Raw genomic sequence first — 12,701 nt, 5'->3', positions numbered from 1 at the left:
GAAATCTTGTCACCTCCTCTAATTTGATCCAGCATTTAACCGACTGGTCATAAAACCGAAAGGATGTTTTTATGTCGAAACCAGATTTTTCCGCGATTCATCACGTCGCTATCATTGTGTCAGATTATCAAAAAGCGCGACATTTTTATGTGGATATCCTCGGCTTACCGATCATTCGCGAAAATTATCGCCCTGAACGAAACGATTATAAATTGGATTTGCAATTAAATGATGCTGAACTAGAAATTTTTGCGATACAAAATCCGCCGCAGCGTCCAAGTTTTCCTGAAGCAGCCGGACTACGTCATCTAGCATTCAAAACAACTGATATCGCAGCGACCGTTGCTTACTTAGCGAGTTGCGGCGTTGCATGCGAGCCGTTGCGAACGGATGCCTTTACTGGCGAAAAGATGACGTTCTTCTTCGATCCAGATGGACTGCCCTTAGAATTACACGAATAATTAGTAAAGAGGGTGTGACGGATCTGACTGAAGCAACGATACTTGCTCGTCCAGCAGCCTCTCATCCTTTGAAAATTTTGAAACAAGCTAAGCTGATGGATTAGCGCAGTGATGGAACCAAAAATGATTATGACTTATCCCGTGACACGACTGAGATTGATAAACTGACAAACCTATTGATACTTGTCAGTCAAATCGTTGTCTTCAAAAAAACCATTCGCCCTCAAAGACTGACTTTTGAGGACGAATGGTTGTTTAATTATTTTTTTCAAACTCTGCTAAAATTGCGCGGACTTCTGCGGTAGTTTTTGTATTCATCAAGCGAACACGCAAATCATTCGCTCCAGGAAATCCTTTGACGTAGATTTTGAAAAAGCGATGCAAGCCGACAATAGAACGCGGAACTTGCTCCGCATATTTATCTTGCAGATCAAGCTGTAACCGTAATAAATCGATCAAATCTTTTGGCGTATGCGGTTGCGGATTTTTTTCAAAAGCATACGGATTTTTGAAAATCCCGCGGCCAATCATCACACCATCGACCCCATATTTTTCAGCCAGTTCCAGCCCCATCTGGCGATCCAAAATATCGCCGTTGATCGTGATCAGCGTCTGTGGTGCGAGCTCATCGCGCATTTTTATGATTTGAGGAATCAATTCCCAATGAGCCGCCGCTTTACTCATTTCTTTTCGTGTTCGCAAATGGATCGAAAGATTGGCGATATCTTGTTTCAATAAGTGACTGATCCACTGCTCCATTTCAGCCAGCTCCGTAAAGCCGACCCGTGTTTTCACACTGACTGGCAAGCCCCCCGCTTTCGCCGCTGCGATCAATTCCGCCGCCACTTCAGGACGTAAAATCAAACCGCTGCCTTTGCCTCGTTCGGCAACATTTGGAACCGGACACCCCATATTCAGATCAATTCCCTTAAATCCCATATCCGCCAAAGCGATACTCATTTGACGAAAAAATTCTGGCTTGTCGCCCCAAATATGAGCGACCATCGGCTGTTCATCTTCCGTGAAAACTAACCGTCCACGGACACTTTCGATCCCTTCCGGATGACAAAAACTATCTGAATTCGTAAACTCCGTAAAGAAAACATCCGGTGCTCCCGCTTCTTTCACAACATGACGAAACACGACATCTGTCACATCTTCCATCGGTGCCAATATAAAAAAGGGCTTCGGCAATTCTGCCCAAAAATTACTTGCCATTATGTATACTTCCTCCTAGTTCAGCACTTTTTACCGAAACAACGCTATTATACTAAGCTTTGAAAGAAGAAGCAAAACGAAAGATTCATATTAGAGCTGAACCTGTTTATCTATTTGACCAGCAATGATAAAAATTAAAATAATCGTAAATAATCTATCGGCTAAATTTCAGTGTAAAAAATGATAATATTTAATCGAATTCTAGTATTTCTTATCCAACACGACTTTCCTGAAACAACCAATCACATCCTAATAATACTGAAAGATTGGACAGAGATACTTATCACTGGGTTAACCATTCTACTATTTCTTTTTAATCTCTATTTTGAAGGTTTTAAATAGCTTCATAACTTATGATTCTACTGATTCTCTAGTGATGCCGTATCATGCAACTGAAATTTCTCCAACATTTCCATCAGTAACCTCTTACGCTTATGAACCACCACAAACTTTTGGTATTGCACTTCCCATTGTTTTTCTAGATGAAGTTTTTTCATTGTCTCGTGAATTTCTTCTAAAAGATTTACCACATAGGAATAATTATTTCTCTTTCCTTTTTTAGCATAGTAATCAACTTCTTGCCAGTAAAGTGCAAGAATTTCTTGAGGATATTCCTTTATCAGTTGCTTACTATACCGATGATCCTCATCAATAGTACTGTAACTGTAGTAAGAACTGTTTGGATTTTGTAATTTTAAAAGAACCGTAGCTAACTGCCCTCTTTCGATACAAATATCTAGATAATAAGAAGGTTTTTTCTTTTTAATCACTTCAATAAATTGTGGTTCATATTGTGCTAATTCATCTGTCGTTAGCTCTTCTTGACAACGTTCATACCATTTTTTAACATCATTTGTACAGACCATCAGCTTGATTAACATTTCTTTTTGTTTTACTGTCTCTCTTTTTTTCTTGTAATAGTTATACATCTGTTCTGTCATCACATCTATATCCCTCTTTTTCATCAAGGAAAACTGATATAATTTTAATAACGAAGCCTCATCATTTTTTTCTTGATAGTAGGAAAATAAGAATTTGTATAGATCCGTCCAATTATATAAAGATTCATCTAATCCTTTCCAAGCAAGTTGGATAGCTTCGTTTTCTTTTCCTTCTTGTTGATAAAAGGTTGCTAGCTCTACATAATCAGAACTGTACTCCAAATTTTCTTGGAGAACAATTAAATACTTAGTTTTTTCCCCATTTTCTTTATACAGTTGCGCAGCCGCTTTTTTATAATAAGAATTTCCGTACTGTACAAGACAATTCGCTAAATATAAGTTTTCTTCTTTTGTTTGACAAAGTTCAACCGCTACATCCACCAAATTATCCGTGAAACCGCTGTTGTCTATATGAACCTGTTCCATGATTTCATCTAAGATTTTTTTCCTTAGCTTCCAAGAAAAATTCGTTTCTTGTAATAACTCCGCAAGCCGATCTAATTCCAAATACGCATCATATTCATCGTTTTCTGAACCACCTCCGTATTCATTAAATTCATCGATAATATTATAGGCATTTATCCAGGCATTATTTAGTTGTTGCTCAAGAATAAGTAGCTTGTTTTGATTGGGCTTTTCTTTTTGACAAAAAGATAACAATTGCTCTTCTGCTTCTTCATTTTGTGCGACTAGAGTACAGATGAGTTGAATCAATTCTTCTTGATTGAATTTACCGACTAGTTTTTTTGCAGCTTGTTCGTCCAAAGATCTCACTCTTTTCTTTTTGCTTATTATAGCAGATGAAAAATTTCTTTCATCAAAATGTGTAAAGACTGGAATTTTTTATCTTCCAAATTAAATCTGTAGTATTGATTTTAGTTATAAGATTTTTTAAATCAACAGGGAGATTGAGAATGAGTTATTCGACAATCATTTATATTCGTGAATTTTTGTTCGTATATTTAGCAAATTCTGCCTGAGTGACAGTTTTTTCAACTCTTGATAATTGCAGTCTTTCACCGCCATCACCTCTTTTCTCCGTCATTTTTTTTATTTGGTGGAGAAAAGTTGCCAATAAAGAAGACACCTTCCCACAATGAGAAAGTGTCTTCTTGAAGTTGCTGATATGAATGGTACTCGATTTCCAAGAAAATCTCCGTCCCATACTGTTATTCGTAAGCGAATAAATTCGCAAAGACTTTGGCAATTAACGTTTTGAAAATTCCCAAAAGAAAATTAAAGAATACTCAATCCACTTATATCCTTTTATAGCAACAATTCAGAAAGTTGAATTTGCTTTTTCAATGTTACAAATTGATAAAAAAGGAAAGAATTGACACCAATTAACACCATAAAATAGACTAGTCATTTTTTAATTTATTTGTTTGAAACCGTATCTAGTAGCACGATGTTTAAACGCGTCATCTCCACCTTCCATAACTCGACAAATCCTGTTTTTCACTTTTGGCTCATCTACTGAACCACACAGATCAGCTGTTACATTTCTTGAATCCCCCATACAAATTAGCCATTCGGAATCCCCATTCACAGGAATATTTGCGTTATGCGTAACTACGATTATTTGTCTATTCTCTTTTCGTTTCAATATACTTTTGACAATTAAATCATTAATCAGCTGACTATCCAGGTCATCTTCTGGCTGATCCAATACTAGTGGAGAGTTTCCGTATGCCAGTATCATAGATAATATTGCAGATGTTTTTTGACCTGCCGAAGCATTGGACAGATTTACCATCCTTCCATTTAACTCGATTGTTATCGTGATTAAGTCATTTGGGGTCAGAACCTGGATATCAGATAATTGAGTTTTAGACAGCTTTTTAAGAAAATTAATCAACTTTTTGTCTGAAAATATTTCACTTGTACTTTCAACACCAGAATTAACTTTTTCAATATCTTTATAGATTTCTCTATAAGAAAAATTGGTTCTACTCATTTTTTGAAGAAGATTATCAAATTCTGTTTCGAATGTATCTTCTTTACCTAGAATCTCCCTCAATTTCTTAATATAATCCGAAAAATCTCTGTTTGGTTGAATTTGTGCTTTTATTCCGTCAATATCTGAAAAAATTTCATTACAAAAATCTCTTCTTGCACGAGTTAAGTTACCAAGACAGGTATCAACTTGTCCACGATATTGTTTGATTCTCAACTGATTATTATCTAGCTCTTTTTCTTTTTCAATGATTTCTTTCAACAAATTTTCTTTTTCTTCCAACTCATTGTAGAGAACATCTAAATTATCCATCGTCGCAAAATCTTCCGGATCTAACTGTGTCTTAAGTTGAGAATAGGCTTCGAGTGTTTTCTTAAAAGCTTCAATCCATTTTGAATCATTCAGCTGATCTTTGTAGTCCTCAACACTTTTTGATATATTCTTAATACCAATAGATATCGTCTCAATATCTTTCCTCACCTTGCCTATTAAACTATCTCTAAGCAGATCAATTTCGTCAGAAATTTCAAGCTTATTTTCTGGGACCGAAACCAAGTTAACTACATCTTGTAACTTCTTAGGAATACTACGAAAATTCTCTAAATCGTCAGAGATAATTTTTTTGCTCAGTAATTCTTCCTTATTACTTTCAAAAATCTGTTTTATGCTTTCATTTGTTAGCTTTGACTCTTTCTTACGGAGATCTTCGATTTTTAATTCAATAACTCTTTTTTGACTGACAGATTTTTTTAACTCATCATTATCTAGATTTATTTTTAATATTTCACTCTTATAGCCTTCTAGCTCATCATTTATTTCTTCTATTTCTACCGAATTAAATGTATCTACTAGATTAAGAATACTTTTCTGATTTTTTGATATTTCATAAATTTGTTTTTGCATATAAAGGTCAATTTTTGAAGAAACCATATTTAGTCGTTCAATACCGACCTCAACTTCATTATCAGCCTCATCAACAGAGAATACTTGATGTGAATTAGTAGTTCTAACAATTTTGAATTTAGTACCCTTATACAATACCTCAAGGCTGACTCGTGTATTATCCGTAAATATACCTGATTCACCATTCGACTTTTTTGCAAAATTCTTATATTCAGACTCAATTTCAGGATAACTACTCAGAATTTCTTCTTTACCCAACACAAAAAATAGCAATCGAGTAATACATGATTTACCAGTACCTCGTCCTCCGATGATTGTCGTTAAATTTCGGCTAAAATCCACAGTAATTTCCTCATTACTAAGAGTAGTTCCCGAAAATACGAGCGAGTTGATTATTGTTGGCTCCATATTCTTTTGAAATTCAAAAAAATCAGCACAAGTTCTTTCTTTACCAAGCAGCAATGCGTCTCTTAGAGAAGATAAATCCGGATTTTCCTTCATTTTTATAAAAGTACATCGCTGACCTATACCCCAAAGTCCATGTTGACTATTCCCTTCTGCATGTGGATTATCAGAGAAGGTAAGCAAGTTCATCCCATTATCCTTTGCTTCTCTTGCTGATTTGAACCAATTCTTAAGGCTATCATCTCCTAATCCATTGTACCTTTCCATGACCTCATTAAATTTATTTTGTTTTTCTTCACCATTTATATTATTTTCTAAAATATCAAAAAATTCTTTTTGAACAACCTGTACTGCTGGAATATTAGGTGATTCAAAAATGTCTTTCCGAGCACTGTGGCTCAATGAAGATAGCCCGTTGTACTCATCGATATGAGCTGGAATAACAATATATCCGTGTTCCTCAGCGTATCTTACAACATCAATAACAGTTTTTGGGGAGTTTGCTTCTGAGGAGGCAAATTGATTCCTGGAGATTTCCATTGCAAGTATAAAGTCCTCTACCTCCGTGGTTCCCGAATTTCTATCAAATATTACTAACAAGTGTACTTTACTTTCACTACAAGTCAGCTCTACTCCTGGAAAAAGCACAAGATTATTTTTTTCCGCCACTTCCTTGTATTCATCGATGTTTGCGCCAGTATTGTGATCAGTCAATGCAACACAATCCAGTCCTTTTTCTTTACATTCCGCAACCCATTGTTCTGCGGTAACTGACTTATCTCGAAAACACTCACTAGCTGTTGAGTGTAAGTGAAGATCACATTTAAACCATTTATTTCCAACCATTTATTTACTCCTTTTCAAGTGCTATATTGTCTTAACCTTTAATTTGGACATGAAAAAATTTGTTATTCAACCACTTCAAACTCTGGTAGTTCATCAATCAATTCTAGCGTCTTCATACTGACTGTGATAATTGAAAGTAATAGATTCAATATATATTTAGGATCTTCGCTGAAATCATTAGGATCATCCGTAATACCTGACTTCTTATCCGTTTTAACACGATACTGGTCGATAATCCATTCAATTGCTGGACGACCATTAACCACATATTCATATGCCTTTTCAGGAATATTAGTGACAGTTAGCTGATCATTATAAATAATTTTGTCCAACAGGTCTTTTTTTGGATGTTTCATTTTTGATACCTTATAACTAGGATAATCAGTATTGCTTACTACTTCAACGCCCTTCCAGCTTTCTTGTAGCTCATAGTTCAAATGTAGGTCTGCCAATTTATGACCAACCTCAATGTATTTTTCCTTATTCTTAACAAGTGGAATTCGGGGAAGTGCTTTTTGTAAATCAGCTGAATACAATTCGATAAATTGCTTTGAATTCAACAATCCATATACATAATAAAAAATTTCATCCATGTCAATTCCAAGGTGACTATTCACATTGTATATATGAGCCTTGTTCGTATTGTTGATAGCTTCATTATCATATAACGGATAACCTTGGCCACCAGCCGACATCATATTGGCGTCAGGAATTTCTTTTAAGAGGATACTTGAAAATCCTCCCTTTGCACCTGTTCCAGTTGTATATATAACTTGATTCTCTTTGGAAAAAATTTCAGCATATCTTCCTGGCCTAGCAACTACAGCTCTATCATAGTACAACCATTTTTTTGTAAAGGGACGATACATTGTTAACACTAAGTTATCATCATCAACCGTTAAATTCTCGCCTCGTTCAAATTTTCTTTTTAATTCATCGCTCCACTTAATCTTTTGTTCATTTTTAGAAACCATTGAGAATCGGGTATTACCATCAATTATATGGACTAATTTTCCTAATTCTTCATTGTAATTGTCAATCATCCGATGGATATTATCTCTAACTTTTCTTTTGTTAAAACCAATAGCCCATGAATCTCTCTTTGTCTGCACCCCTATTGCTTTGTTACAAAAAATATCCGGGGAAATTGCTTTATAATTCAAGTAATTTCCATCTCGTTGATTAACCCAATCATCGTTCATATCTGGCTCTATTTTATGCCAGTTAATCCCACTGATAGATTCTGAGTCACTCAAAATTTTCAATTTTTCCGTTCGAGATAAATAATCTCCAATATCATGGTAATAAACATTATGGTTATCACTGCCATCTTTTACTAAGATTGAAATAGCAATCGGTGTCCTACTTCCTGAACCGAAAATTTTCCCGCCTTCTCTACGAGAAGTTTCGCCTTGAGTACGCTGATCACCGCGTAAATTAAAAATGTATAAATGATTAAATTCCTCAAATAGTGCTTTTCTAAATCCATCGGTACTTTGATTATCGATAAAAGAACCATTGCTTACAAAAGCAACCACTCCATTTGATATTCTATCCGTTGCCCATCTAAAAGCCTTGATATATGAGTCGTACAATGTATGTGTTGCATTTGCCTTGGATAAACGTACATAAGTATCGTGTATTCTTTTATCTAGATTAATATATCTTAAATTTTGATTATCATCATTTTCACTCCCCTGTTTAGCCGAATAAGGGGGATTCCCTAAGATAACTGTTATAGGTAGTTCTTTCTGTCTTTTCAACCGTTCATCATTGACGCCAAAATATGAATCTTCTAATATGTCCTCTTTCTCTGTACTCTCAAAAGTATCCGTTAATACGATTCCTTCAAATGGTTGATATCTCTCATCCCGGTTACTAATATCATAGAATACTGATTCGATATTGATTGCAGCAATATAGTAACTTAACAGGATGATCTAATTAGCATGCAATTCTCGCGTAAACTTACGAGTAATATCAGCTAGTGAAATTTCACCATGGTTCATTTGCTCATACAAATATGTCAACACGCGCACGACAAATGTCCCTGTACCAGTAAAAGGATCAAGCACATGAACATTCTCACTTGCCACTGACTTTCCAAAATGTTCTTTTAATACATCGTCAACTGATTTAATAATAAAATCCACTACTTCAATCGGTGTAAAGACAATTCCAAGTCTCTCAGTAGTTGATTTAAACGCTGTACTGAAGAATTTATCATATAGCGTCACAATAATTTTCTGCTTATCTTCTGATTTTTCTACTCCTTCGGCTCTCATTCTTACAGACTCATATAGCGGCTCTAAATTCTCTTGTTCTTTCGCAAAACCAGCTTTTTCAAGTTCTCTTATAATGTTTTCCATAGCAGCGGATACAGGATTACTATTTACAAAGCTGTATTCTTCAAACAATGCCTCAAAGATAGGTTTAGTAATCAAATGCTGTGATAACATTTCCGCTGCCTGGTTTTCATCTATACTCTCATTGATATTATGTTGCAATGAAGATATGAACTTTTTAAATTCAATAGTGATAGGATCGTTTTTATCTTTAAGCTTGTTCTTAATCCAGCTAATTTGTCGTTGGGCAATCTTTGCAACATCCGTTGACCAATTTTCGAGATACTTGCGATCCCCAACCTTTTGGACTATCTTCCCGAAAATAGCACCTTCAAATTTGTCCCATTCAAGATCCAGTTTTGTTTGCGTATATGAGTTATCCGAATCTTCATTGATTAAGTCGTTACCTTTAGCCGGTGCACTACCCACACCGATAACTTTTAATTGCTTCGGTTTTGCGATATTAAGTTTATCCACCATCGCCTCAAAACGTTCATCCACAGAGCGCAATGCATTGATTACCTGCCAGACTACCTCATAGTTTTTATTATTGTCTAAAATTGTTTCCGGTGTCTCATCAGCTGGGATTACTATAGGAAGAATAATATATCCGTAATCTTTTTCCTCAGCTTTGCGCATAATACGGCCTACAGCCTGAACAATGTCCACTTGTGATTTTTTTGGTGCTAAGAAAATAACCGCGTCCAAAGTTGGAACATCAATACCTTCTGTTAGGAATCTTACATTTGAAACGATTCTTGCCTCATCAGATGGTTTTTCTGAATCTGCCAGCCAATCTAATATTTCACCTTTTTGTAAAGCGTTCATTGTTCCATCCGCATGACGCATTGATAAATGGATAGATTCATCCTCTATTTCTGATCCAATATAATCATTAACAACTTCTTCAAATTGTTGTGAGACTTTCTTTGAGTCAGCAATTGTTCTTGTAAATGCAATAGCTCGCTCTAATGGTGCTCCGTCGTAAGGAGAATTTTTGATAGGATTCTTGTAACCGTTCCGTCTCATCATCCCATTCCAAATACCAACAATTCGACCAACATCATCAATATTTAACCCATTCTCTGGATCAGCCAAAGTTCGCTGCATATCTTTTTGAATTGCAGTTTCATCTACAGCAAGAACCATAACTTTATAGTCAGTCAAGATTCCATGAGAAACCGCCTGCCCAAAGCCCATACGATAGAAAACTTCACCGTACTTACTGTCATCATCCATCGAAGAAACTAAGATACTTTTCTCCTTAGCGTTCTTTTTAGCACTCTCGCCATAAATTTTAGGGGTGGCGGTTTGATAGATTCTCTTTCGTCCTTGAACATATGTGTTGCTATGAACCCGGGAGAATATACTAGCTTCTTTACTTGATTCATGTGCTCCTGTAGTCCTGTGAGCTTCATCAGAAATAATTAAATCAAACTCTGGAAAGCCTTCTTTTTGTGCGCCGCCAATAACATCAATACTTTGATAGGTACTAAACACAACAACCATATTTGCGGTTTGCTGTGTTTTTTTCACGTCTTCCCAGTTTTTCAACAATTTTTCTTTTGAAGTTGTCGCTGGATAGCCAATATCGCTAGCTTTAATATCTTCAGTTCCGTCCTCGCCTCGGGAGGCGTCACGGTCGGAGGTAACCGCCATACTTGTGATTTTCAATTCGGTATCATTATTCCAGCCACGTAACGTCTGCGTTAATAGCTGAATACTTGGGACTAGATACAAAACTTTGAACTGTCTATTTTCTTTCTTAGCAAATGTCTCTGCAATCTTTAAACTGGTAAAGGTCTTACCTGTTCCCGGTGCCATAATCATTTGTCCACGGTCTTTTGTTGCAAAGTGCTCCAACGCATGTTCTAAAGCCGTTTCCTGATAAGAACGCAACTTCTTAGGTTCCTTGATTGTAACCACTTCTGGACGTTCAAAACTGTATTTAGTCCAATCAATTTGTGAATTTCGTAAATCGGATAACCCGATAATCTCAATACCTTTTTCATTGTGATCAATCGTTTCTCTAGCGTTTTTATTCCAATCGTCAACTGTAGAGACAATTAAGCCGCGCTGGTAGTAGTTTTTCCCTAATTCTGCAACAAATGAGTTAATTTCATTTTTACCAACTTTATTTTGGTAAAACTTCGCCTGAATGGCCACTAAGTCACCATTAAATTGTTCAGCAACAAGATCAACACCAGTATCCTTTTTAGGAATACCATACTCAGAGGGTACATTCCCTAACGTCCAAACATTCTTGTATAACCGTTGATATGTCGGTTCATTACGCAAATAAGATAGAACCAACTTTTCAAACAGAGTGCCTCTTTCCCGTTGTATATCTCCAGCAGTTTGATTTATCTGCTGGATTAAATCATCAAAAGTGTGACTTTCCTTCTCGCCCATAGTTACCTCCAGATTTATATATATACATTAATTTTAGAACAATGATTACTTAAAAGAAAGAGGGAAAATCTTCCTACTTAACCCTCGCACATCTCAAGCCGTCCATAACTAAATAATGATCTTTAATCTCCGACTGAATATATTTTTTTAGCGCTTCTCCAAATTTGTGCCGTATTTGGCCAGATTGAACTAGGAGCTTGTTATCCTCCATTATAAATGTTTCTACCTTTGTACGATTATATATTTCAGATGAATAAATTATCCGAGCTATTTTCGCAGAAGGTGGAAGTTCGTCCTCAGATTTCAGCTTATTTTTTATCTTATTTCTAATCCTTTTAATATCTTGTTTATATGAAATGTCTATATTCAGAATACTTAGCATACTCCGAAAATCTTCGCATAACCCTTCGTTTTTTAGTAGCCGCAGAATTTCGTCAAACTCATTTCTATAAATCTTGCCCCACTCATTAATAAATCCTTCAATCTGATTGAATCGCTGGCGTTCCACGTTACGAGCGGCAATATGTCGAGCAACTAATTCGTTAACCTTGTAGTCAAATTCATCAATTAACTCATCTACAATTTGTATTTTCAAATTATCATCAATCTCACCATCTAGTCGCGCCACCATGTCTGAAGGAGAATGAATATCTAAATAAATATTTTTACTGGGATATTTTCTTCTTTCAATTTCGTGTTTTAAGGCAAACAGGTATGGTTCCGTCATTATGTACGGTGTTTTACCTTTGTTTTCAGTCTTATGGATGCCTTCATATAAATCTCGCATATTTAACTTATCCATATCCTCCAGTTGTTCATCCCAAATTGACAAAACTATACTCTCCTCTCCTTCTGGAAACAAATTGTCATACTTGGGGAAAACATGTACAACTTCTTCTTCGGTAATATAAACATAAGAATCTGTGGCTTTATCTAACGTTAGCAAAGAGGGAATAATCTTTTGTTCCCATCCGTACAATTCTCTGAAAAGCCATTCTTCTTCACTGTAATCTTTTTTGTCAGTATGGATTCCATAATAAGATCCGATAATATCCGAACGCAAAATTGTTTGCAATTGACGCCTTCCTATCTCCAAATAGTCACCATTTATGTCATTCTCTGGTCTCCAGTGTTTTTTAAGTTCCTTTTCTACCTCTTTAAAAGTAAACCACTTATTCATATTTATTTTTCTTTTCATTTCTTCCTTATCCAT

5 protein-coding genes and 1 pseudogene are annotated in these 12,701 nt (G+C 35.7%); 1 reads left to right on the top strand and 5 read right to left on the bottom strand.

Translation table 11 applies throughout. From position 1 onward, the window contains the following. Positions 1-71: 71 nt before the first annotated feature. Positions 72-461 (top strand): SMU1112c/YaeR family gloxylase I-like metalloprotein, encoded by a 390-nt coding sequence (gloA2, locus tag BN1875_RS02085; RefSeq protein ID WP_048603211.1) that lies wholly within the window; start codon positions 72-74, stop codon positions 459-461. A gap of 255 nt (positions 462-716) precedes the next feature. Here the strand turns inward: gloA2 and BN1875_RS02075 are convergent, their stop codons facing one another. The 5 genes and pseudogenes from BN1875_RS02075 to BN1875_RS02050 all read right to left on the bottom strand — a co-directional run bounded on the left by BN1875_RS02075 (position 717) and on the right by BN1875_RS02050 (position 12,701). After that, positions 717-1,679 carry a tRNA dihydrouridine synthase gene (locus tag BN1875_RS02075; protein ID WP_048603210.1) on the bottom strand — a complete coding sequence of 321 codons (963 nt, stop codon included), beginning with the start codon at positions 1,677-1,679 and terminating at the stop codon, positions 717-719. A 359-nt stretch (positions 1,680-2,038) separates the two neighbouring features. After that, positions 2,039-3,385, bottom strand: a complete 1,347-nt coding sequence (locus BN1875_RS02070; RefSeq protein ID WP_048603209.1) for a hypothetical protein — start codon at positions 3,383-3,385, stop codon at positions 2,039-2,041. Between the two features lie 607 nt (positions 3,386-3,992). Further along, positions 3,993-6,731 (bottom strand): TrlF family AAA-like ATPase, encoded by a 2,739-nt coding sequence (locus BN1875_RS13470; RefSeq protein ID WP_082147217.1) that lies wholly within the window; start codon positions 6,729-6,731, stop codon positions 3,993-3,995. A 62-nt stretch (positions 6,732-6,793) separates the two neighbouring features. Continuing rightward, a pseudogene (locus BN1875_RS02055) lies at positions 6,794-11,488 on the bottom strand (DEAD/DEAH box helicase). A gap of 73 nt (positions 11,489-11,561) precedes the next feature. Then, positions 11,562-12,701 carry a hypothetical protein gene (locus tag BN1875_RS02050; protein ID WP_048603208.1) on the bottom strand — a complete coding sequence of 380 codons (1,140 nt, stop codon included), beginning with the start codon at positions 12,699-12,701 and terminating at the stop codon, positions 11,562-11,564.

Origin of the sequence: Enterococcus massiliensis (assembly GCF_001050095.1) — a bacterium.
In the GTDB taxonomy this organism is placed as follows: domain Bacteria; phylum Bacillota; class Bacilli; order Lactobacillales; family Enterococcaceae; genus Enterococcus_C; species Enterococcus_C songbeiensis.
Note: the sequence above shows the minus strand (reverse complement) of the source record. Positions and strands in the feature narration are given on the sequence as shown.

What these genes read in the sequence shown, in the direction of transcription:
- gloA2 (WP_048603211.1), top strand. Translation starts at nt 72, where the DNA reads ATGTCGAAACCAGATTTTTCCGCGATTCATCACGTCGCTATCATTGTG.
- BN1875_RS02075 (WP_048603210.1), bottom strand. Translation starts at nt 1,679, where the DNA reads ATGGCAAGTAATTTTTGGGCAGAATTGCCGAAGCCCTTTTTTATATTG.
- BN1875_RS13470 (WP_082147217.1), bottom strand. Translation starts at nt 6,731, where the DNA reads ATGGTTGGAAATAAATGGTTTAAATGTGATCTTCACTTACACTCAACA.
- BN1875_RS02050 (WP_048603208.1), bottom strand. Translation starts at nt 12,701, where the DNA reads ATGGATAAGGAAGAAATGAAAAGAAAAATAAATATGAATAAGTGGTTT.